Origin of the sequence: Bradyrhizobium sp. 76, from assembly GCF_023073025.1 — a bacterium.
In the GTDB taxonomy this organism is placed as follows: Bacteria; Pseudomonadota; Alphaproteobacteria; order Rhizobiales; family Xanthobacteraceae; genus Bradyrhizobium.
The window spans coordinates 146,470-167,923 of sequence record NZ_JADPIS010000017.1; the positions used below are offsets into that span (position 1 = coordinate 146,470).

General features: G+C 61.0%; 19 protein-coding genes and 3 pseudogenes. 14 read left to right on the plus strand and 8 right to left on the minus strand.

The genetic code is table 11. The features are described 5' to 3' along the window. The first annotated feature begins 298 nt into the window (after positions 1-298). The 6 genes and pseudogenes from IVB48_RS06265 (at position 299) to IVB48_RS06290 (ending at position 4,232) form a co-directional block, all read left to right on the plus strand. On the plus strand, positions 299-706 hold the full coding sequence (locus IVB48_RS06265) for a DUF2231 domain-containing protein (RefSeq protein WP_247398520.1): 408 nt from the start codon (positions 299-301) through the stop codon (positions 704-706). Next, positions 703-2,040: a sorbosone dehydrogenase family protein gene (locus tag IVB48_RS06270; RefSeq protein ID WP_247398523.1), complete on the plus strand. Its 1,338-nt coding sequence runs from the start codon at positions 703-705 to the stop codon at positions 2,038-2,040. The genes IVB48_RS06265 and IVB48_RS06270 overlap by 4 nt, the downstream gene beginning before the upstream one ends. Positions 2,041-2,104: 64 nt before the next feature. Beyond that, the gene (locus IVB48_RS06275; RefSeq protein WP_247398526.1) at positions 2,105-2,422 is read left to right on the plus strand and encodes an XRE family transcriptional regulator; all 318 of its coding nucleotides are present in this window, start codon (positions 2,105-2,107) and stop codon (positions 2,420-2,422) included. Positions 2,423-2,576: 154 nt separating this feature from the next. Next, a pseudogene (locus IVB48_RS06280) lies at positions 2,577-2,899 on the plus strand (DUF1476 domain-containing protein). Between the two features lie 126 nt (positions 2,900-3,025). Next, the gene (locus tag IVB48_RS06285) at positions 3,026-3,448 is read left to right on the plus strand and encodes a hypothetical protein (RefSeq protein ID WP_247398529.1); all 423 of its coding nucleotides are present in this window, start codon (positions 3,026-3,028) and stop codon (positions 3,446-3,448) included. 343 nt (positions 3,449-3,791) lie between these two features. Beyond that, a complete protein-coding gene (locus IVB48_RS06290; RefSeq protein ID WP_247398534.1) occupies positions 3,792-4,232 on the plus strand; it encodes a hypothetical protein in 441 nt (146 codons plus the stop codon). Positions 4,233-5,024: 792 nt separating this feature from the next. On the opposite strand, the pseudogene IVB48_RS06295 reads toward IVB48_RS06290, so the two are convergent. Next, positions 5,025-5,397: pseudogene (locus IVB48_RS06295) on the minus strand (hypothetical protein); the annotation flags it as partial. A gap of 53 nt (positions 5,398-5,450) precedes the next feature. Next, positions 5,451-5,672: a hypothetical protein gene (locus IVB48_RS06300; RefSeq protein ID WP_247398537.1), complete on the minus strand. Its 222-nt coding sequence runs from the start codon at positions 5,670-5,672 to the stop codon at positions 5,451-5,453. A 532-nt stretch (positions 5,673-6,204) separates the two neighbouring features. Here IVB48_RS06300 and IVB48_RS06305 point away from each other — a divergent pair. Next, positions 6,205-8,673 (plus strand): family 16 glycoside hydrolase, encoded by a 2,469-nt coding sequence (locus IVB48_RS06305; RefSeq protein ID WP_247398539.1) that lies wholly within the window; start codon positions 6,205-6,207, stop codon positions 8,671-8,673. Further along, positions 8,670-10,544, plus strand: a complete 1,875-nt coding sequence (locus IVB48_RS06310) for an alpha-amylase family glycosyl hydrolase (RefSeq protein WP_247398541.1) — start codon at positions 8,670-8,672, stop codon at positions 10,542-10,544. The genes IVB48_RS06305 and IVB48_RS06310 overlap by 4 nt, the downstream gene beginning before the upstream one ends. A 216-nt stretch (positions 10,545-10,760) precedes the next feature. Here IVB48_RS06310 and IVB48_RS06315 read toward each other — a convergent pair. Then, positions 10,761-10,997 (minus strand): annotated as a pseudogene (locus IVB48_RS06315) (TRAP transporter substrate-binding protein); the annotation flags it as partial. 72 nt (positions 10,998-11,069) lie between these two features. On the opposite strand from IVB48_RS06315, the gene IVB48_RS06320 reads away from it, so the two are divergent. Next, positions 11,070-11,441 carry a nuclear transport factor 2 family protein gene (locus IVB48_RS06320; protein WP_247398551.1) on the plus strand — a complete coding sequence of 124 codons (372 nt, stop codon included), beginning with the start codon at positions 11,070-11,072 and terminating at the stop codon, positions 11,439-11,441. A 337-nt stretch (positions 11,442-11,778) separates the two neighbouring features. Here IVB48_RS06320 and IVB48_RS06325 read toward each other — a convergent pair whose 3' ends face one another. Then, positions 11,779-12,186, minus strand: a complete 408-nt coding sequence (locus tag IVB48_RS06325) for a hypothetical protein (RefSeq protein ID WP_247398552.1) — start codon at positions 12,184-12,186, stop codon at positions 11,779-11,781. 337 nt (positions 12,187-12,523) lie between these two features. On the opposite strand from IVB48_RS06325, the gene IVB48_RS06330 reads away from it, so the two are divergent. The 4 genes from IVB48_RS06330 (at position 12,524) to IVB48_RS06345 (ending at position 15,128) form a co-directional block, all read left to right on the plus strand. Beyond that, positions 12,524-12,733 (plus strand): hypothetical protein, encoded by a 210-nt coding sequence (locus tag IVB48_RS06330; protein ID WP_247398554.1) that lies wholly within the window; start codon positions 12,524-12,526, stop codon positions 12,731-12,733. 131 nt (positions 12,734-12,864) lie between these two features. Further along, positions 12,865-13,905, plus strand: coding sequence for a glycosyltransferase family 4 protein (locus tag IVB48_RS06335; RefSeq protein ID WP_247398556.1), 1,041 nt, complete (start codon positions 12,865-12,867; stop codon positions 13,903-13,905). 261 nt (positions 13,906-14,166) lie between these two features. Then, entirely contained in the window at positions 14,167-14,610 is a 444-nt protein-coding gene (locus tag IVB48_RS06340) for a low affinity iron permease family protein (protein WP_247398558.1), read from the plus strand. A gap of 2 nt (positions 14,611-14,612) precedes the next feature. Next, positions 14,613-15,128 carry a DUF1003 domain-containing protein gene (locus IVB48_RS06345; protein WP_247398559.1) on the plus strand — a complete coding sequence of 172 codons (516 nt, stop codon included), beginning with the start codon at positions 14,613-14,615 and terminating at the stop codon, positions 15,126-15,128. Positions 15,129-15,235: 107 nt separating this feature from the next. On the opposite strand, the gene IVB48_RS06350 is transcribed toward IVB48_RS06345, so the two are convergent. Then, positions 15,236-16,642, minus strand: coding sequence for a carbohydrate porin (locus IVB48_RS06350; RefSeq protein ID WP_247398561.1), 1,407 nt, complete (start codon positions 16,640-16,642; stop codon positions 15,236-15,238). Between the two features lie 398 nt (positions 16,643-17,040). Here IVB48_RS06350 and IVB48_RS06355 point away from each other — a divergent pair, with 398 nt between their 5' ends. Further along, positions 17,041-17,463, plus strand: coding sequence for a hypothetical protein (locus IVB48_RS06355; RefSeq protein ID WP_247398564.1), 423 nt, complete (start codon positions 17,041-17,043; stop codon positions 17,461-17,463). 326 nt (positions 17,464-17,789) lie between these two features. On the opposite strand, the gene IVB48_RS06360 is transcribed toward IVB48_RS06355, so the two are convergent. From IVB48_RS06360 to IVB48_RS06370, 3 genes are all read right to left on the minus strand, one after another. Next, positions 17,790-18,122, minus strand: a complete 333-nt coding sequence (locus IVB48_RS06360; RefSeq protein WP_247398566.1) for a hypothetical protein — start codon at positions 18,120-18,122, stop codon at positions 17,790-17,792. A gap of 372 nt (positions 18,123-18,494) precedes the next feature. Further along, on the minus strand, positions 18,495-19,367 hold the full coding sequence (locus tag IVB48_RS06365) for an SDR family oxidoreductase (RefSeq protein ID WP_247398569.1): 873 nt from the start codon (positions 19,365-19,367) through the stop codon (positions 18,495-18,497). Then, positions 19,364-21,208: a glycoside hydrolase family 15 protein gene (locus tag IVB48_RS06370; RefSeq protein WP_247398602.1), complete on the minus strand. Its 1,845-nt coding sequence runs from the start codon at positions 21,206-21,208 to the stop codon at positions 19,364-19,366. The genes IVB48_RS06365 and IVB48_RS06370 overlap by 4 nt, the downstream gene beginning before the upstream one ends. Positions 21,209-21,454 lie beyond the last annotated feature (246 nt).

The following is a 21,454-nucleotide window of genomic DNA, read 5'->3' on the forward strand; positions in this document are numbered from 1 at the left end:
CGGCCCTTTGCTTCAGTCTCCGCATTGCCGCGCTGAAGCGGGGTTGGAAGCTCCCAATCGCCACGATGGGGCACACGAGCTTCTGACGATAAAGATAGTACATGTGGGTGAGGAAGCGTTGGAGCCAGAAATGGAGGAATGCGACAGCTTCGAAGCCCCGCCTCCAGTAGGACAGCACCAGTGACCATTGGTGCGTGACAGATGTAAAACGTCGGTTCGTTGACAATCATCACGTGCGTCATAGTATTGGGCAACCTTCGACGCGGGCGCGGACACGAAAGGTGAGGCTGTGGTTATTATGTCTGCCTCGGTTCATGCGAAGGCTATTCACCCCCTTCACGCGGTTCTTCTTGCTTTTCCATTTCCTCTCTTCCTGGGTGCGCTATTCAGCGATCTTGCCTACTGGTCAACTGCTCAAGTGCAATGGGCCAACTTTTCGTCATGGCTCATCGCTGGCGGATTGTTCGCGGGCGCTTTCGTCGTGCTTTGGGCCTTGACGACTCTCGGCAGCGGTAGCCGGGCAGTCCGTTATTTCCTCGTGCTCCTGGCAATGTGGCTAACGGGCTTCGTCAACGCTCTCGTCCACGCGAAGGATGCATGGGCAATAATGCCTGAAAGCCTCTTGCTGTCGGCGGTAGCCACCATTTTATCATTCGCTGCTGCTTGGATCGGCTATTCCGGATTTAGCGCTGGAGGCCTCAAATGATCCGCATATGCGTTTTGGCGGGCATTCTCCTGACCGTGTTGTCGGGCTGCGACGAGGCGCCGAATCCGATTCAGTACGGTTCAAATCCTGAATTGCCGGCACCCCAGCGCGGCTTTCTCCCAGAGATGGTCATCGCTAGGCCGATAGATTGGGGCAATGATCGTCCAACCGTACCGCAGGGCTACAAGATCGTAGCGATCGCCACTGATCTCCAGATTCCTCGTCAGACGCTAGTTCTTCCCAATGGGGATATTCTGGTGGCCGAGGGGGCAGGCGGGGGAGCACCTGTGTTGCGACCTAAGGATTTGATCGCGAATTACATCAAGAGCCTAGGCAAAAGTTCGGTCAAGGGTGGCAACCGGCTGACATTATTGCGGGACACTGATGGAGACGGGGTCTACGAAATCAGGAACGTATTTGCCGACAATCTGAATGCACCGTACGGACTCGCCCTGATCAATGGAGCCATTTACGTCGCGAACCAGGATTCGCTAGTTCGCTTTGACTATCAAGACGGACAGCTCCGCGCGAATGGCCCCCCCGCCACGATTACGGAACTGCCGTCGGCGATAAATCATCATTGGACCAAAGCGATGGCCGCTAGTCCCGACGGTCGCTTTCTCTATGTCGGTATCGGATCCAACAGCAACATCACCGAACGCGGAATGGACGCTGAAGTGGACCGGGCCATGGTTTGGCGGATCGATCCACAAACCGGCGCCCACAAGGTTTACGCTACCGGCCTTCGCAATCCTAGTGCTCTTGCCATCCAGCCAAGAACGGGCCAGCTCTGGGCGGCCGTCAACGAACGAGACGAAATTGGCCCCAATCTCGTCCCGGACTACCTGACGTCTGTGCGAGAGGGAGGCTTTTACGGCTGGCCTTACAGTTACTGGGGACAGACAGTCGATCCGCGGACACAGCCGCAGGACTTGGAAAAGGTGAGAACAGCCCTTCGTCCCGACTATAGTCTTGGATCGCATGTAGCGGCGCTTGGCCTGGCATTCTCCACTTCGGCCATGGGTCCCTTCGCCGAAGGAGCGTTTGTCGGGGAACACGGGAGTTGGAATCGGCGTGTCCCAGTCGGTTTCAAAGTTGTTTTCGTGCCCTTTCGCGACGGACGGCCCGCGGGCGAGCCGATCGACTTCGTGTCAGGCTTTCTAAACGACGACGGGAGGACACGTGGCCGGCCCGTGGGAGTGACGATCGATCCTCGGGGCGCCTTGATTGTTGCAGATGATCTGTCAAACACGGTCTGGAGAATTACGCCAGGTTTACCTCGCGTCGGCGCAGCGTCGCCTCCGGGCGAGGCTCGTTCAATTCAAACTCACTAATGCGTACTGAGCATCTGCAAACATTGGCGAGGGTGCTTATTCAAATCGAAGTGCGAGGCGCAATATGAACACGAAAATGACAGGACGCCTAATCGCGGCAGCGCGCGCCCTAACCGGAGTCGATCGTGAGAGTTTCGCGCAAGCTGCCGGGATGCCGGCAGAAACCCTTGCTCTGATGGAAGCGAACGGCAGTGCCCGCCTCGATTCGGCAGCTGAGGTGGACGCGATCACCCGCGCTTTCGACAGTTTCGGCGTCGCCGTTATTGATGAGCAGGACGGCATGGGCGCCGGTGTTCGACTAAAATTCACTCGGCAGGACGTAAGGCAAATCCAGCGACTGGAAGGGGAAGGCGGTATCGTACGTTCAGACGATGCGCCTTGACAGGGGGCCGTTTCAGCGACCTCCGTGAGTCGTCGCATTCATTGGGGGGCAAATAACCTGACCCGCCCATGCTGCACGTGGTGGCTCACCACCTCCCCTCGTCGCAATTGCGGGTCACACGTCCAGCTTTCGGTTGTCAATTGGAGAGAGAGAAATGGCTGACTTCAGTGGTCGCAGAGAGGCATTCGAACGCAAGTTCGCGCACGACGAGACTTTGCGATTCAAAGCCATAGCCCGCCGGAACAAGCTTTTTGGTCTGTGGGTGGCGGCTCAGCTAGAAAGACCGGGAGCGACGCCGAAACCTATGCAGATGCCGTGGTCGTAGTTGACCTCGAGGAACCCGGAGACGGTGACATCATCCACAAGGTGATGAGCGATCTTAAAACCGCAGCTGTCCCTATTGATGAAGACCAGGTTCGTGGCGCCTTGGAGGGCTTCATCGACCGTGCGGTTGATGAGATCAAAGCTGGCAAATGAGCACGTCGCTTCGAAAATCCTGGAACTACCACCCGAGGCGAGGTTGCGCTCGATGGCCTTAGGCAAGGTCGGCCGCGACGCCCTGTCCCGTGCACCCACCATGTGGCGCTGATCCGGAGCCGGGGCGTGAACTTCCAGGTGACGGTCCTCAAGATCCTGGTGAGCTATCCGGACGGCTTCGCCGTCATGGAGGACCTCAAGCGCGACATGGCCATCCTGGCGACCAGTGGCCGCGATTGGGCGGACCGGACCAAGCGCCTCGCTGCACGGGTGCCCGATCTCGACATCTTTTCCCATGGGCTGGTCGAACGCATCAGCAGCGGATGGCAGATCACTGCCAAGGGACGGGCGGTGCTCGAGTTCATGGAAGCCCGCCCCGCTGCGACCGAACCGATCCAGGCACCTTTGGTCGAGGAGGCTACGGCTCCGGTAGTCGCTGCGACGCAGCTTCCTCCGCTGCGGCAGCCCGTTGATCGAGCCAAGCGGCGGCGCGAGCGTCGCGAACGTCGGCGCGAGGCGCGCGAACGAGCGAGGGCGAACGCCTCCTGAAGTGGTCCTACAGAGCCGGCAAGGCGCGAAATGGCGAGGACGGGAGCCGAACCCGGGCGCTATGCCCAGGCACGACCGCTCCGCCGACCCTGACCACGCCCAGCACCCCGCATTTGAATGGAGGGCCTGTTTCTGCCGACGAGAGCACCTGTCGTTTCAAACCGGAAGCGTTTAGCTCCGCGCTGCAATATCGGCGGAGAGCGGCTCCTTCCGCCGGCCTTGTGCTGAGCGGACGCTTCCTTGCCTCCTTGCCACCTTGCAGCGCAGCTTAAAAAAAGTGCGGCCTTAGCAGAAACAATCCGTCGGCCCGCTCGGTTGAGGAGAATTGCCACGAGGATATGCCATGCGTAAGTCAGCTTCAGCGACCGTTCTGTTCCTCTCCTCTTTCCTAGTCTCCGGCTTCGCCCTTGCTCAACAACCCGAGACTGCACCCGGCTCGAACGAGACCCAGACGACTCCTGTTCAGCCGGACCGTACGCCGCAGCAGTCCGATCAGGCGCGCGAGAGGGAGCGTAAGGCCGCTGAAGATACCCGCGTTAAGCGAGACTGGACAACACAGCGCGATGAGGATCGCACGGGTATGGACCGCATGCGTCAGCAGCATATGGGACGTATGATGGAAGATATGGACCATCGCACCACGGGCGGCAATTGGCGGACGCAGCGCGATGATGAAGATATGGACCGTCGCTCGCGATTCCGCGATGAGGATCGGCCGCGGCGCCGCGTCAAAATCTGCTTTGAATATGAAAACGGCGACGAATTTTGTCGTTACCGCGAGTGAGTTGAACGGACACGCTGTCCTCACGTAATGGTCGCCGCTCCGGTGTCGGGTTGCGTCCTGGTCAGTTGCGAGGTCCCTTGAGGATGTTACCCATCCCGTTCTCGCCCCAGCCTTGGCTCCGCTGAAGTGGCCGTGCCTCGCGCCTCTTAGGGGCGTCAAGGTAGATGCTTCCGTGAGAACCGCTGATCTCGCAGCTCCCTTCGTGATCAGTTGTGGAACGCGCATCCGGTTCGAGCCGAGCTCGACAGCTCCTTCTCCGAGCGCCAGTTCGTCGCCTGCGTGCCGATTGGAGCACTAGACTACCGCGATCGAGGTCATCTGCTCGGCCTTGAACCGGCAGCCGATCGGTCATCCCGCGAATGCTGCCTTCTCGGCCCCCGAGGTAGTTCCCGCACCCCTCTGTAAGGGACTTCTCGCGACGCGTGAGGTTCTGGAGCAGTGTGTGCTGTATCTTTGGGCCTCTGTGACGTCGCGGTAGGGCCATGGAGTTCATGTGTCACACCAGGTCACCAACAACAAGGCCGCGACTGAGCCAGAGGTATTTCACCTCGCGCCGGTGAGCTTGGCCATCCTCGATGCGGATCTGAGATATGTTTATTGCAACCACCTCCTGGCAGAGATGTGCGGAACGCCAGCGTTTGGCATTCAATGTCCGGCTTGGGTCAAGGCGGCTGTCGGGCCCTGAGTGGGACCACTTCCACTCTACCTATCGCTCCAGGCCTACCGCTGCGGTTTGCCAGCGGCGATGGGCAACACGCGACGCCACCGACGCGCGACGCAACGCCGCGGCAATCGAAGCGGGCGGGACCGGCCGAACAAGAAACCGCTGAGTGAACTTTCGGGCTACTGCGAGCGCGCTGCCCTCGCACGTTTCGAGCGCGATCTTCTGGGCCAGCATGACGTCTCCAATCGGAAGGCCGCCAACGGGCAGGAAACACAAGCCGATCCTTGGACGGCCGTTTTCGCCGATCTCGCAGACATTCGCAGCCGCTCCCGCATAGATTCTGTAGCGGTTGCCCGTGTCGCCGCCGATTACCTCGAAATAACCCTTCTCCGCGAGTTGCCGCCGTTGGACAGGCGAGAGGTAATGCCGCAGCAGCAGCGCGCGTCCTTCCGGAGTCCACTCGGCACCGTGTCTAATGAACAGCGCCTTTGCAGCCCTCATCCGTGAGCGTTCACCCGGCCGCGACCGCCTGAACAGCCACACGGCTCAGCGATTCAGCCGCCGACCAGCCTGGGGAAGAAGAGAGTTTCTTCCGCAGTGGGGTCGAATGATCGGATCCGCGACACCTGACCTGAACCGGTCCGGATCGCGGCGGTGAAGCCGACGTTCGTCAGCTCGCGGAATCGCTGCTCCGCCTTGGCTACTTCCCCGGCATCGTTCGCATCGAAGAAGTGACGGCTGTCGCCGGTACTGTCCATCACGGTCTGGATCGGCATGCGGATCCCTCCTTGTTGATCATGACAGAATATTGTTGAAGCTCCGAAGTTCCTCGATCGCACCAAAGCTACTACCCTTCGCGCCTCGTAACCTAGGCTTCGGTATGGTTGTACGCAGATGGCCCGCAAGCCGGGGCGCAGGTTTTGGACTTCGGCGAACAGCATCAGCCCGCCACAGCGTCACCGGATATGGCCATTGGTCGAAAGTTGGTCCGCATCCTTCAAGGTGATCGAGATGGCAAAGCCGAATGCCGCAACCAGTTCGGTGGCTCGCGACATAGTAGCGGAGCAGGGCTGGGGGCGTGGACGGTATCCAGCAGCTTGCGCGAAGTTCGGCGGAGCTTCAGCGTTTCTGACTGAACAGGTTCCGGGCTCTTGCGCGAGGATTTGGAACTTGGCGGCCTAAGAGGCCGTCGTCGCACCGGGCCTCGGCACTGAAAGAAGGGCAATGTGTGAACTAGCTCATTTGGGGTTGAAGGAGACCATGTCTTAACACGCTGGCGAGTCCGAGGATTGCACCAGGAGACGGGCAATGCCAATCACAGCGGAAACGACCTCGTTCACCAAAGACATCCAAGGCCGCTATCTCTGCAACAATCTCGCGGAGGTCGATTCCTGGAAATCCGCAGGCGGGCGTCCGTTCGATTTCATCATCGTGGGAGGCGGGACGTTCGGTTCTGCGATGGCCGAGCATTTGTGGTTCCGGCAGAAACAGACGGGTGGCGGATTGAGGACGCTGGTCGTCGATGCCGGGATGTTCACCGTCCCTGAGCACGTTCAGAACACGGGGATCCAAGGGTTTGCCGATCCGGCTAATCCGTTCTTTTTGAACGAAAGCCTGCCGCAGCCGGAGCCCCCACGCAACGAGGTCTGGGGAATTCCATGGAAGTCGACTATTCCCTTCAAAGGACTAGCGTACACGCTCGGGGGCAGATCGCTCTATTGGGGCGGTTGGTCGCCTCGTCTGCTGGACGAGGAGATGTTGGGTTGGCCCGCAAACACCGTAGCCGATCTGAACAGCCGCTATTTCGATGAGAGTTCTCGCCAGATCGGTGTCGACGAGGCGAACGACTTCATTTTCGGCGAATTGCAGAATGCGCTGCGTCGCCGGCTCTTCGACAGTTTGTCGAGCGTGCCCGGAGCGTTCGCGCTCGACGCGCTCCCGCCATCTCCGCTGCTGAAGTCGGGCGCCGACCCCGCACAGTTGCTTGGCCTGTCGTCGAGCGGCGGACTTTCGCAAAACGACCTGCTAAACCTGCTGAAGCTGGAAGCGCCGCTCGCTGTGCAGGCGCGCCCACCACACGCGGGATTCTTCCCGCTGAACAAGTTCAGCGTCGTTCCGCTGCTGATGAAGGCGGCCCGGACCGCGGCGAGCGACTCCAACGGCAGTGATTCCGTCAAAGAATTCATGGTACTGCCGGACACGCATGTGTTGACGCTGCGCAGCGTTCCTACCTCGGCAGGGACTTGGCGCATCTCGGGCATCGACACCACTCGAGGTCCGATAGATCTGGCACCCGGTGGTGCCGTCGTCATCGCGCTCGGCACGATCGAGAACGCGCGGCTGGCTCTCGCATCGTTCGATGCCACCGGACTTCCGACCCTGTCGCTCATCGGCAAGAATCTGATTGCGCACCTTCGCTCGAACCTTGTCATCCGCGTACCACGGTCGGCGATTTCCGGGCTTTCGCCGGCGGTGAACGAGCTGCAGACCGCGGCCCTATTTTTGAAGGGACGAGCCACGCGCTCGAATGGTGATCTGATCGGCCACTTCCACCTTCAGATCTCCGCAAGCGGCGGCGGCAACACCATCGGCGCCGAGGACGAGCTCTACCGCAAGGTGCCCGATGTCGACTTTTTCGATCAGCTGAAGACCTCGACCGACACGCATGTCGCAATTGCAATCAGAGGGCTCGGAGAAATGGAGCCCGCCGATCCGGCCAATTCCGCCGCTCATCCAAGCCGCGTTGATCTGAGCTCGCGGGCCGACGAATACGGCGTTCGTCGCGCATCGGTTGCGCTGACACCGACGCAGCGCGATCAGGATCTCTGGGCCGCCATGGATGCCGCGATGCAGAAGGTCGCCGCCGCCTTCGCCAACGGTCAGCCCATGCAGGTGCTCCAGAGCAACCAGGACGGGCTCGGGACGACGCATCATGAAGCCGGGACGCTCTGGATGGGCACCGATCCGACCGCGAGCGTCACGGACGGCGACGGACGCTTCCATCACACCGAAAACCTGTATGCGGCCGGCCCGGCGCTATTCCCGAGCATCGGTTCGCCCAACCCGATGCTGACCGGGATAGCGCTATCGCGCCGCACCGGCGACATGATCATGACGCCTCCAGCCTTCGTGGCCGAGGCGGGTTTCGAGACGCTGTTCGATGGCACCTCTCTGGGGGACTGGACAATGTCGACGATCAGCAACCAGCCGGGTCGGGACGACCCTGGCTCGTTCCGGGTACGGCGCGGCGTTCTCGAGGCACGAACGGGGACCGATCTGGGGCTGCTCTGGCTGAAGCGCCCGACGCCACCTCGCTACGTTTTGCGGCTGCAATGGATGATGACGGCGCCGGACGACAATTCGGGCGTCTTCATCGGCTTCCCGGACCCCCGGAACGAGGGCTACGACAACACGGCCTATGTCGGCGTCAACTTCGGCTTCGAGATTCAGATCGACGAACTGGCCCGGCCGGACAATGCGCCCATCCACAGGACGGGTGCGGTCTACTCCTTCAAGGGGCCGACCGACGGTCCGCTGACGGTCCATCCGGTGGGAGAATGGAACAGCTATGAGATCACCGTCGATGGTGCGGACATCACCGTCGCGCTGAACGAGCAGACGGTGAACATTTTCCATTTCGCGGGCGATCCGCAGTCCCCGCGCCGCGGGCTGCCGTCCACCGCTCAGGACCCGCGCTTCATCGGCCTGCAAACTCATACGGGTCGCGTGCTCTTTCGCAACATTCAGTGGAAGTCGTTGGAGGGTCTCGTGGCATGAACCTGATGCCACTCGGATCGTTGGGCGCCGTGGAAAGCAACGGCGCGGTGACGTTCGGACTCTGGATGCCCTGGGTGTCGGCGGCCGACGGCAACGTCGTCACCGTGAAGATCATCCATGAGGCGGACCAGTTCCTGCAGGAGATGCCGGCCCGGGAGTTTGGGCTGGCGCACAGCGTTCGTGCTCCATATGGCGACTTCTGGTCGGTCACGGTCCCCGTCGCCGGGACGCCGCCCGCGGTGCCGGGCTCGGCCTGGGGCAGTCCGGGCCGCTATGTCTATCGCTACACCATCACCAACCCGAACGTCGGAACGCTCGACTGGATCATCGATCCCTTTGCGCGCGAGTTCGGTGCCGGCAGGCAATCCACCTTCACCCTGGCCTATCAGCCCTACCTCTGGAGTGCCGGCGAGGCGCAATGGCGTACGCCGGCGCTGGCAGACCTGATCCTCTACGAGGTGAACATCGCCGAGTTTGGCAACGACCTCGACCGCGCTCGCGGGCTGGTAGCCTACCTCGCCGACCTCGGGATCAACGCCATCGAGATCATGCCGCTGTCCAACGTCGGCAACTCGGTCGATTGGGGCTATCTGCCGATCGGCTATTTCGGCGTCGACGAGCGTTTCGGCAAGCGGTCGGATTTCCAGCAGCTAGTCGACATCTGCCACCAGCACGGGATCGCGGTGATCGTGGACGTCGTCTATGGCCATACCGGCGTGGATTTTCCGTACTACGACGCGTACACGCGGTTGCGGTACCGCGATAATCCATTCATGGGGCCGTTTGCCAAGGACTACTTCAGCAACTTCGGCAAGAGCACGGATTTCAATCGGGCGATCACGCGGGACTTCTTTTACACGGCAAATCACCATTGGTTGGAGGTCTATCACGTCGACGGCTTCCGTTACGATTGCGTCCCGAACTACTGGGACGGGCCGATGGGCGTGGGCTATGCGAGCCTGGTCTATGAGACGCACCAGCTGACCAAGGCGAACATCGCGGCAGGTCGCCCGTACTGGAGCCGCTTCGACGGAGCGGCAGGCAGGCCGCTGACCCTCGTGCAGATGGCCGAACAGCTCGAAGCTCCGGAGGACGTGCTGCGCTCGACCTATTCCAACTGCACGTGGCAGAACGGCACCTATGGCGCGGCACGCGCGGTAGCCCAGGGGGATCGCGGCTGGCTCGCCGACCTCGGCCTGCAGCTTGGTCTCTTCGGCTACCCCGACCGGGAGACCGTTAACGGCGACGACATCCCCAAGACCGCGCTCCAGTACATCGAGAATCACGATCACGAGCGCTTTCTGTGCAATTTCGGCACCTCCAATCCCGACGAAGCTGGCAATCCTCTGTTCGCCGAGGGCGACCGGGCGCGCTGGTACATGCTGCAGCCCTATTTAATCGGCCTGCTGATGAGCAAGGGGATTCCGATGCTCTGGCAAGGTGAGGAATTCGCCGAGAACTATTTTCTGCCCGATTTCGGAATGGGCCGCGTCTCGCTCCTGCGGCCGATGCGGTGGGACTTCTTCTACGATGCGTCCGGCCGGTCGATCGTGAGCCTGGTCCGCAAGCTGCTGCGCATCCGGCGGCAGCGCGACCACATTCGTGAGGGCACGTACTTCTTCTTCAATGACTGGGACCGGTATCAGCAGTTCGGTCTTCTTCTGTTCGCCCGCTACGACGCAGGTCGCTACACCTTGGTCGCCGTGAATTTTGGAGACACTGACCGGATCGTCCCGTTCTGGTTTACGATAGCCGGGGACTACGTCGAAGAGCTGCATGGTGGCACTCTCGATCTGAAAAACGTTCCTGCGCTGCAGCAGATCTGGTTGAACATTCCCTCGCACTACGGACGGATTTGGACACTGACGTAGGCCCCAAAGTGCCATGACGAGGTCGCGCTCGGCCGCAATGTTTGATGCCGCAGGGCTGCGATGCGGCACGTTCCAAAGCAATTATCGGCACCACGATCGAGCGAAAAGAAACCTGACGGCGAGCCTGCGAAGCGGCCCGTGCCCGAGCTGACGCCCAGATAGCAATAGGGCTCTCGCTCGCATGCTTTTGTGCGGTCCTACCTTCGCGGGGTCTGCCTATCGACGAGAGGCAAGGGTTGGACCCAAGGCCCTTGCTTCTTCAGTGGAGCCACTCTGCAGCGTCGCTCGCCTTTCCGCCATGGCATGGTTGAACAGCTCTAGTAACAGACCCAATGCGGTCAATTCCTCTTGTTCGATCGCCCCATCATCGTAGCAATTGAGGGTTTCGCCGACGATCGCGTCGACCTCTCGCTGCCGCGTCAGAAGGTCCTGTTCGGACCCTGCCACGCGAACCGGCGGTTCATGCGTCATTCAAGTCTCGCGGCCCATGTGACCCTGCCACCGGGGACAACTGTGAGGTGGAGAATGTCTGGTTTGGGAACTGGGTTCGATCCCATCGGAATCGTGATCGATTGGTTGGACGCGTGTCGCGAGCGTCGTCTGGAGGATTTGCTGGCGCTCTATGCGGATCAGGCGACGCTTGATTGCTGCAGCGGAGAACGGTTCATCGGACGTTCCGGCTTGCTTCGCTATTGGCCAGGCAAGCTCCGCGGCGCAACAGAAGCGGCGTTCGAACTCGACGAAGTCCTTCCGGAGCAGGAGTGCGTTCGCCTCGACTACCGCGATTACGACGGCAGCACAGTAAGTACGAAATTCTGGTTCGATGCTCAAGGTGGCATCACCAGAACACTCTGCGTACCTCTCGGGCGCAAGAGCGCCAGAGTTAAGGCGGCCTAGCCAAATCGGGTTACGCGTCAGCGATCCGATCCTCTGGCGTTGGCGAACGCGGACCCGACTACTGAAGCAGACGGACGACCTTCGAGCGACGTGCTTGCGGCGATGGCCGCCAGCCCCGGCGGCTTCCGCCGAAGAAGGACGCCCTGGGTTCGCAAGCACGCGGAGACTCATCCGCAAAGAAGGCGGCCAACCAAGCCGAGGACGATGCCAGCCGACCAACGGTTGGCGTTGGACCCGCTTGACTTCTTTGCCGGCGGCTGGCGGTAAACGGAAGGAGTTTTGCTTCTGCAGACGGAGAGGCCGCGCCCGTCCGGAGCGCGGCCCGTTCGGCTCGTGTTCACCAGCGGTGATGGTGCCAGCGGTGCCCCACGACCGGATATGTTCCGCGGTAATAGGCGTAAGCGGGCCGCACGGCTCGGCGGTGCCGGTAGCCGTAGGACACGGGCGCCGTGTAGTAGGTCGTGGTCGCGTAGCTACCACCCCAGCGATAGGGCTCGTCGTAGCCGTAGTCGTAGGCATAGGGGCCGCCGTAATAGCCTGCGCCGTAGTAACCTGAGCCACCGTAGTAGCCGTAGCCAGGTCCCCATCCATAAGCCGACGAGGCAAGCCCGCCGATTACGGCGCCAGCCAGCAGACCGCCCGGTCCCCAGCCACCTCGCCAGTGGGCTTCGGCAGGAGAGACGGTGGCCACCGAGGACAGACCAAGAGCGCCGACCATCAGCGCCGACATCGCGATCTTCTTCATCGAGATTCCTTTCACATTGCTCGCGCCCTACCGATAACGGGAAAAAGAGGCAATGGTTGCAGCTGCCCGGGCGGCGCGGGCCATGGAATCCTCGCCGCCAGAGACGGCGCGCGAAGCTCCAGTGCGGAGCCGACCGCCGCAACCCCGACGACTACCACCTTGCATCCAGAAGGTCCGGCCGAAGCCAACGCCTGCAGCGCCGGCGTGCGGCACGTACGCGGGCGCATGTCAGAGCATCCTGAGCTTCCTTCCTTCGTCTACTGTCGGGAAAATCCGGAAACTTTCCGGAGCGCCTTGAGTTGGCAGCGACTGGGTTCGGTCTCTGGAGAGAGTGAGTATGGTCGACGAAGTCGTCTTGAAGAACGCCGCGGAGACCGCCTGGACGGTGTACCGGGCGCGGCACCCCGAGGTCGATGCGCACGACAGCCGGCGCTGCCTGCTGGAGCGTCACCTCCACAGCAGGTCGGAAGCGCGCGCAAGCGATAGCGAAGAGCTCGCAGGCTTCGGAATAGCCTACCTGCAGCGGCTTTCTCGAGACGGATGTTGACGGCCGTGAAGGCGCTCGCAGCGCGCGTGGCAGGGGGAAGCACGAGGCCCAATTGGACGCTGCTTGCGATTTCGTCGCTCATTTCCGCGACGATCGTGACGGTCCTGCGATTCGTGTTGGGGGCCTAGCCGATGCGGATTGCCCAGCTTGCTCCGTTGGCCGAGAGCGTACCTCCAAAGCTCTACGGCGGCACCGAGCGCGTGATCGCCTGGCTGGTGGACGAACTGGTCGAACTCGGACACGACGTCACTCTGTTCGCAAGCGGGGACTCGAAGACGAAAGGAAAGCTCCAGGCGGTGTGGCCGCGCGCGCTGCGGCTGGGGCGGAAGGGTGCGGATCCGAACGCCGCCTGCGCGCTTCTGATCGAGGCCATCGCCGAGCGCGCGCGCGATTTCGACGTGATTCACTCCCACGTCGACTGGCTGCCTCTTCCGGTGCTGAGCCGGACCGGCGTGCCTTTCCTGACGACCATGCACGGCCGTCTCGACCTTCCCGGTCTGCCGCAGCTAATCGGCGCCTTTGCGAACGCTCCGTTCGTCTCCATTTCCGCCGACCAGCGTCGGCCGCTTCCGGAGGCAAACTGGATCGCGACGATCCAGCACGGACTGCCCAAAGATATGTTTCGGCCCTCCTACGAACCAGGTTCGTACCTGGCCTTTCTGGGGCGGCTGACGGCGGACAAGGGTCCGCAGGACGCCATACGCATCGCGCGCGCGGCCCGGATGCCGCTGCGGATGGCCGCCAAGATCCCTCGGGCGGAGACGGCCTACTTCAAGAACAAGCTCGAGCCAAACATCGATGGCCAGACGGTTCAGCTCGTCGGCGAGGTCGACGACGCGAAGAAGCAGCCTTTCCTCGCGAACGCAGCGGGCCTGCTGTTTCCGATCAATTGGCCCGAGCCGTTCGGTCTGGTCATGATCGAGGCGATGGCGTGCGGGACGCCCGTAATCGCCTATCGATCAGGCTCGGTGCCGGAGGTGGTTGAGGACGGAGTGACCGGCTTCATCGTCGATGGTGAGGAACAGGCGATCAGGGCAGTGAAAGAACTGGGCCGGCTGGACAGACGAGTGGTCCGCGCGCGGTTCGAGGAGTGCTTCGCCGCAAGCCGGATGGCGAAGGAGTACGAGGCCCGATATCGCAACCTGATCGCTCGTGGAGGACCCTCCGCGTGAGAGATTTTTCCGCGGCTGACTTATGAGCCGGCAGGAATCGAATCCTGGGCCATCCGTTCGAGTCAGGGGCAAAGTGGAATTCTATGGTTGAGGTCGGCTCCAAAGGGGCGCGGCTTGGGACGTACTCCGCGATCGCTCGTAATACGTTCTCTCGGGAGCGCCCGCGAAAAGCATTTCACGGAGTATGCCGGAGACCATGGTTCCTAACGCGGAACTTTTTGCCCCAACACAACATTGTGGTCGGTGGTAGAGGCTAAAATCATGAGACACGAACCATCGCCGATTTCAAAATTCTTCGGTGACTTGGCGAACAAGACTTCGCTTGCGGCAGGGCGCGCCTCGACCTTCCTGTTAGCCGCGGGTGTGGTGGTCGTATGGGGCATCAGCGGCCCGCTCTTCCAGTTCTCGGACACTTGGCAGTTGGTCATTAATACTGGGACCACAATCGTAACTTTCCTTATGGTATTTCTGATTCAGAATTCGCAAAACCGGGACAGCGCCGCCATTCAGGTAAAGCTTGACGAACTCATTCGCGTGAGCGCAGCGCGCAATAGTCTCGTGGGAATCGAGCACCTCACAGACGATGAGATTGAGGAGCTTCGCTCGAAATGTGAAGCGCGTGCCAAGGCCGAAAAAGCCGGAGATGAGACACTCGACCGGACCCGACAGTCAGCGCGGCGAGCCGCCGAGCGGATCGCCACCTGACCATGTCAGCGTCGGCATCATCGAAAAGACCGGTAGAAAATATCGACGCCATCCTGCGCCTTGAAAAGCAGGATGAGGAAAAGATCGCTCTTCATCATCGTGTTTTTCATGCAATCGGATCGTTTGCGGGAACTCCGCAGTTCGTTGTGCTGCAGTGCGGGGCGGTGGTGTGTTGGATGGCGTTCGGCGGGGTATTCCCCGATCGCGCGCTTGATCCATTCCCGTTCCCGCTGCTCGGGACATTCCTCGCGCTGGAGGCGGTACTTCTCACCTCCTGTGTCCTCATTCGCCAAAATGCAACCGACCGCATCTTGGAGAAGCGGGATCGTCTAGAACTTCAGATTAATCTGCTCTCTGAACGGGAGGCGACGCGATCTTTGAGAATATTGCAGAAGCTTGCCAGGCGGCTGAATGTCGATGACGAGGATTGCCAACAAGACGAATTGGCGCAGGAGACGTCTGTTGATCAACTTGCCCGAGGCTTGCGCGAGCGCGAGCAGGCTGAAAAGACTCAATGAGATGTCCGCCCGGAAGACGACATGGGGGTCGCTCTGATGCCATCTGCGCCATCGTGTTCATCTGCACGAGCTCTTCCTGGAGCAGAGTCCGTGCGATGCGCACGGTGCTAGAATTTTACCGTCGTCCTAAGACCGAACACCGACGCGTTTTTGAGGACCTTTCCGGCGAATGGCGTCGCCGGCCCCGTAGCGCCGCCGCCGGGATGGATGATGTATTGGAAGTTCGGCTGCAACGACCAGCCGTCCTTTATCTGGTATTGGTAGACCGTCGTCAGCAATCCCTCAAAGTTTCGCGAGGGCCAGTTGGGATTCACCAGCGTGCGGTAGTCGGCGTCGAGCGCCTGCGCCCGCTTGGACACATGGGCATAGCCCGCGGCGATCCCGAACTTGTCATCTGGCCGGTCATCACGAAGCCCGATGAACTCGACGCCGGCATCAGCGTAGAGATCGATCAGGTTGCGATCAGCGGGCGCGCCGGCGGTCCTTGCGAACACACCGATCCCGCGATCGTCGCTGTGAGGCACGCGGTAAATCTGTTGCTCGAAGACCGCCCAAGCACCGATGTCTCCTGCCAGCGATAAGGGCTGGCCGGTGCTACCGGAAGCGGCGAGCGAGCTGCCGTTCGACGCGAACTGTTGATCCGCGAAAGGGCCGAAGTGCCGCCAGCCGCCGAACTTGATCTGGCCGGTCAGGTTGGGATCGCCCTTCTTGTTGTTCCAGGCGTACTGGATCTGACCCAGTAACAACGGCGGATCGTTGACGCGGAAATTGACGCCGTAGCGGTTGCGCTCCTGCGGATCGCCCGGTCCGGGCCCGGCTTGGTCGCCGTCGAAGATCCCACCCAGAACGGAAAGCTGGTCGGTCACGTTGACCAGTAGCCTTGCGCCCATGGCCGCCAAAGGTGGCGAAGGTCCCCCGCTGGGCAGATTGAGCGACGTGATCGCGGGCCAACCCATTGAGGCGTTGGTGAACACGTCTGTATATTTGGTGTTGAAGAATTCGCTGTCGGCGGCGAGCTGACCCACTTTCAGCGAGATCCTCTTTGCGCCCCACCGCTTCTCGAAATACGCTTCGTAAAGACGCGTTGAGGGTAGAGCCTCGATTCCGCTGACGACAAAGAAGTTCTGAAGATTGCTCCGGGACAGGCCATCGCCATGGATCTGGAACATGTTGGCGTGAAAAGTGAGCTTGTCGATGCCGACGAGCTTCTGCAGATCGACATCCACCGCGAGGTTGAGACGGCCTTCGTAGATAGCGCCCTGTTTCAGGCCGCCGGAAGCGTTACCAAACGCCTCGCCGATGTAAGTGGCCGCGAACTTCACGCCGTACTTCTGCAGCGGATTGGGCAGAATGCCGAGCGTCTTTTCCTCCACGGTGCTCTCACCCGTGTCCGGATCGGCCGGCTTGTCGTCGTCGGTCTTCTTATCCTCCTGGGCCGCGGCGCCGGCTGCCAGAACTAAGACAACCGATGTCGACAGAACGACCTGCCTATAAAATCGCTGAGGTCTCCACATGCGAGTTCCTGATCTCGAAGATAGCCTTACGAATTGCCCGATCTTGCAAGGCAAGTCTACCGTGCAGGCATCTTCCAAAGGTACGGTCAGACCAGCTGGCTTGGCCTATCGCGATCGAAACTTTGTTGAGTCGCGCCGTGCGAAATGTTGGCTATAGTGGGACTTTCGCTTTCTGGGGAGCATTGATGTTCGATGCGGCAACCACTGCGCTATTGCACGCGGTCTTGGACGAGGTCTGCGAGCGTTTCGCAGCGCGAGATCGGACCGCGTAGCCATGTCGCCTCAAAGATACTGGAGGCGGCGACCAGAGGCGAGGTATCGCAGGACGAACTCACGCAGCCGGCCGTGACGCCCTTTGACGGGCGCCCACGATGTGGCGCTGATCGGTCGAGGCGGGCGTGAATTTCCAGGTCACGGTGCTGAAGATCCTGGTGAGCTATCCGGACGGCTTCGCCGTCATGGATGACCTGAAGCGCGACATGGCCATTCTGGCGACCAGCGGCCGCGATTGGGCGGACCGAACCAAGCGCCTCGCTGCGCAGGTCCCCGGCCTCGACATCTTTTCTCAAGGCTTAGTCGAGCGCATCAGCGGCGGCTGGAAGATCACGGCAAAGGGTCGGGCAGCGCTTGAATTCATGGAAGCCCGCCCGGAGGCATCCGCACCCGTCCAAGCTCCTTTGCTCGAGGACGCTGCGGCTGTGATAGCCCCTCCAAGTCACGTTCCTTCGTTCCGGCAGCCTGCTGACCGTGCCAAGCGGCGGCGCGAACGCCGCGAACGGCGTCGGGAGGCTCGCGAGCGAGCAAGGGCGAACGCTTCCTGAGGCGAGATCGAGGGCGAGAACTAGCCCCAGACAAAGTCCGGCGGCTTAGATTGGCGCGGACTATCCATGAGTCCCGAGCCCGAAGCGTACCTACGCGACGGCGGCTGACCTCTAAGCCGCGCCTGAAATCGCAGGTGGGCCGACAACACCTGATTGATTCAGACGGCGCCTAACGCCCTTCTACGTTTCGCCGAGGTTAGAAAGCGCGAAGGCCGCGAGCAAGCCGACCACCACGAGCACGCCGGCCAGCTTCTGTTCGCCTTCGACAGCTTCCGGCACCATGGTGTTTACCACCATCGTGAGAAGAGCGCTCGCAGCTAAGGCACTTACGGTAGCAACGACCTGAGGAGCAGCGCCGCCAGGAAAGCTGCTCCTAAGGCGGCGGCAACTCCCGAAAGGATGGTGATCGCGCCCCAAAATCCAAAGATATAGGTAGCCGAACGGCCAGCGGCCCGCATGCCGAGCGCACTAGAAAGCCCCTCTGGGAAGTCGGACAGAAAGATAGCGGCGAGCATCGCGATGCTGATGCCCTTTCCGCTCAACAGCCCCAAACCCAGGACAACGCTTTCCGGAATACCGTCGAGAAGTGAGCCGACGGCAATCGCCAGGCCTCCGCCTTCGCCGGCGTTGACCTGCTGGCCGCCGGACCGCTTGCGCAAGCGCGCTCCTTATACGAATGCGACCGCTGCTCCCAGGAGCAATGATGAGGCCCCAAGCAGCCCCCAAAGACCCGCAGTAAGCCAGATGGCCATGGGAGCTACGGCTACTTTTCGGGGCGTAGCGGTCGCGAGGTCTGGCTCAGTGCTTTTTCCTCTTTTCTATGACCCTTTTTCGGAGAGATGGATTGGCGCTTCAGAGCGGACGCCAGTGCTCTCGCTACCTCGCGGGCGATCTTGCCTGCGCCCATTGCGCGTGCGCCATTTGGCAATGCTCATTCCTCCTGTTGCCGAAGGCCCCATGCCGCAACACCCGCATGCTTTGGCCGTTCCGATTGAGCCCCCTACACTTTCGTTGCGAATCGTAAGCTTTGGCTATCCCCCGCTTGCAAAGCCCGGGAAAAGCATCATGCCGCCGTCGATGAACAAGGTGGTGCCAACGACGTAGTCGGCCGCATCTGAAACCAGCCAGGCGACCGCTTGGGCGACATCATTTGGCTCACCGATGCGCCGATAGGGGACGAGTGTCATCAGGCTGTCGTAGGCTTCCTTGGTTTCCCAGGCGGGTCGGTTGATCGGGGTACGGATGGCTCCAGGCGCGACGCCATTGACCCGGATCGCCAGCGGAGCAACTTCCTGCGCCAGGCTTCGCATCATCTGCATGACGCCGCCCTTTGAGGCTGCATAGTTCTCATGACCCGCCCAAGGGATCTCCTGATGGACGGAGCTCATGCAGACGAGTTTGCCCGCTGCCGCTGACACGTTCTTCACTACACCTCGTCTCTTGAACTCACGGATCGCTTCTCTGGCGCAGAGAAATTGGCCGGTGAGATTGACGCCGATGACTTTGTTCCACTGTTGGAGCGTCATCTCGTGAAACGGCGCATCACGCTGCAATCCGGCATTGTTCACCGCGATGTGCAGCGTTCCAAAGTGACCTATAGCGCTGGAGAACATCGACTGGACGTCCTCCTCGTTGCTGACGTCGGCCTTGATAGCGATCGCCTTCCGGCCAAGCGCTTCGACTTGATGGGCCACATCGTCCGCTGCTTGTGCGTCAACGACGTAGTTGACAACTACATCAGCGCCAGAGGCCGCGAGCCCAAGGGCCACCGCGCGCCCGATTCCCGAGTTCGCTCCCGTCACCAGCGCAGGCTGGCCTTCCAGCACGAGCGGAAAGCGAACCGGACCTTGAGGTCGCGCCTCCGGACCGGCTGAGGCAGCAGCATCAATCGGCTTCTCTGTCATACTTGCCTCCTCGTGGTGCCCTTACTTTCCTGCTCCTTGCTCGGAAGCGCTTTCTTGCCACCGCGATGCTCGGAAGGCTTTTCGCGGTGAGTGAGATTATGAGCGGTGTTCACCAGGGCGATGTGAGAGAAGGCCTGGGGGAAGTTGCCGACCAACCGATTTCGCTCTGTGTCGTACTCTTCCGACAGCAGCCCGACGTCATTGCGCAGAGTAAGAAGACGCTCGAACAATGCCTTGGCGTCAGCATCGCGGCCGATCAGGTGATAGGCATCCGCGAGCCAGAAGCTGCAGGCCAGAAACATGCCTTCGCCAGGCGGCAGGCCGTCCTTAGCCGCCTTCGTATCGTATCGCTGCACAAAGCCGTCCTTGAGCAACTCGCGTTCGATAGCTTCAATGGTCGAGATCACCCGTGGATCTTCGGGCGGCAAGAAACCTATCGCCGGGATCAGCAACAGGGATGCATCGAGCTGGGACTCACCGTAGACCTGAACGAAGGTCTTCCGCTGTTCATCGTAGCCGCGTTGGCAGACATCTTCCTGAATGGCGGCGCGCTGCGCTTTCCAATCGTCCACGGGACCGTGCATCCCGAACTCGTCGGCCGATTTGATGGCGCGATCGAAAGCGACCCACGCCATTATCTTGGAGTAGGTGAAGTGCTTGGCGCCGCCCCGCACTTCCCAGATACCTTCATCCGGCTCTGTCCAAATTCCTTTGAGATGATCGAGGAGGGCACATTGGATTGCCCAGGCTCGCTTGTTCTCGCGCAGGCCGCCGCGGCGCGCCTGGTATAAAGCGTCCATCAGCTCGCCATAAACATCAAGCTGAAGCTGAGTGTGGGCAGCGTTGCCGATACGCACAGGTTTTGAGTTCTCATATCCCGAAAGCCAGGGTACCTCCCACTCGGTCAACCTGCGCTCGCCTGTAACGGCGTACATGATCTGCAGCTGATTTGGGCTTCCCGCCACGGCGCGGATGAGCCAGTCTCGCCAAGCCCGCGCCTCGTCGTAGTAGCCGGCCCCCATAAGAGCCAACAGCGTGAGCGTGGCATCGCGGACCCAGCAGAAGCGATAATCCCAATTGCGAGAACCGCCAATTTGCTCTGGAAGCGAGGTTGTGGGCGCAGCGACAATGCCGCCGCTCGGTCCAAACGTCAGCGCCTTTAGAGTTATGAGAGATCTCAGAACATGGTCCGAATAGGGCCCCGCCGCTTCACAGCGGCTGGACCAATCGCGCCAGAAACTTTCCGTACGATCCAGGAGAAGCGACGGATCGCCAGGGCAGGCTGGGTCTTCATACGATGTCTGATAGGAGAGAACGAAGGCAACACGTTGGCCCGGTCCGACGGAGAACGCGCCGACTGTCTTCATCGATTTGCCGTGCAGCGGCACCCCCGTTCTTAGCACCAGCATGGACGCTCCCGCGACCAAGCTGACCGCACCATCCTCCAGGCGGCTCACCCAGGGTACACTGACCCCATAGTCGAACCGTGCGACCAGCTCGCTCCGCATCTCGACGGATCCTTCAAGGCCCTCAACGATCCTGACGACCTTCGACACGCCCGTCTTGGGTGGCATGAAATCCACGAGACGTGCACGGCCCGTCTCCGTCGCGAAGACGGTCTCCAGGATCAACGTGCCCGGTGGGTAGCGACGTTCGTTCGTATATCCGTCGACCGGGCGAAGGCTCCAGTATCCGTTTTTCTCGTCTCCCAGGAGCCGCCCGAAGCAGCTATCGGAATCGAACCGCGGGAAACAGAGCCAATCGATTGAGCCGTCGCGCCCGACCAGTGCGCCGGTCTCGCAGTCGCCAATAAGCGCGTAATCTTCGATCCGGGCCATCAGGACACCCTTGGTGGTCAATGGAAAGCCGCGCCCTCCAGTTCCGCGTTCAGGTGGTCCCGAGCATGTACTTTCGTCTAGAGCGCTGGCAACGCGGAAACAGAAGGGATGGTATCAGCACCGCGCCGTATCGCCGCCGTAACATGTCCGCCGGCCCTCACCACTCCCAGCACCCGCATTTGAATGGAAGGCCCGTTTTCGCCGACGAAAAGAACCCGCCGTTTGAGGCGTGCCTGGCAGCACCGAGGA

What these genes read in the sequence shown, in the direction of transcription:
- IVB48_RS06270 (WP_247398523.1), top strand. Translation starts at nt 703, where the DNA reads ATGATCCGCATATGCGTTTTGGCGGGCATTCTCCTGACCGTGTTGTCG.
- IVB48_RS06290 (WP_247398534.1), top strand. Translation starts at nt 3,792, where the DNA reads ATGCGTAAGTCAGCTTCAGCGACCGTTCTGTTCCTCTCCTCTTTCCTA.
- IVB48_RS06310 (WP_247398541.1), top strand. Translation starts at nt 8,670, where the DNA reads ATGAACCTGATGCCACTCGGATCGTTGGGCGCCGTGGAAAGCAACGGC.
- IVB48_RS06305 (WP_247398539.1), top strand. Translation starts at nt 6,205, where the DNA reads ATGCCAATCACAGCGGAAACGACCTCGTTCACCAAAGACATCCAAGGC.
- IVB48_RS06330 (WP_247398554.1), top strand. Translation starts at nt 12,524, where the DNA reads ATGGTCGACGAAGTCGTCTTGAAGAACGCCGCGGAGACCGCCTGGACG.
- IVB48_RS06325 (WP_247398552.1), bottom strand. Translation starts at nt 12,186, where the DNA reads ATGAAGAAGATCGCGATGTCGGCGCTGATGGTCGGCGCTCTTGGTCTG.
- IVB48_RS06320 (WP_247398551.1), top strand. Translation starts at nt 11,070, where the DNA reads ATGTCTGGTTTGGGAACTGGGTTCGATCCCATCGGAATCGTGATCGAT.
- IVB48_RS06265 (WP_247398520.1), top strand. Translation starts at nt 299, where the DNA reads ATGTCTGCCTCGGTTCATGCGAAGGCTATTCACCCCCTTCACGCGGTT.
- IVB48_RS06365 (WP_247398569.1), bottom strand. Translation starts at nt 19,367, where the DNA reads ATGACAGAGAAGCCGATTGATGCTGCTGCCTCAGCCGGTCCGGAGGCG.
- IVB48_RS06300 (WP_247398537.1), bottom strand. Translation starts at nt 5,672, where the DNA reads ATGCCGATCCAGACCGTGATGGACAGTACCGGCGACAGCCGTCACTTC.
- IVB48_RS06350 (WP_247398561.1), bottom strand. Translation starts at nt 16,642, where the DNA reads ATGTGGAGACCTCAGCGATTTTATAGGCAGGTCGTTCTGTCGACATCG.
- IVB48_RS06340 (WP_247398558.1), top strand. Translation starts at nt 14,167, where the DNA reads ATGAGACACGAACCATCGCCGATTTCAAAATTCTTCGGTGACTTGGCG.
- IVB48_RS06345 (WP_247398559.1), top strand. Translation starts at nt 14,613, where the DNA reads ATGTCAGCGTCGGCATCATCGAAAAGACCGGTAGAAAATATCGACGCC.
- IVB48_RS06275 (WP_247398526.1), top strand. Translation starts at nt 2,105, where the DNA reads ATGAACACGAAAATGACAGGACGCCTAATCGCGGCAGCGCGCGCCCTA.
- IVB48_RS06335 (WP_247398556.1), top strand. Translation starts at nt 12,865, where the DNA reads ATGCGGATTGCCCAGCTTGCTCCGTTGGCCGAGAGCGTACCTCCAAAG.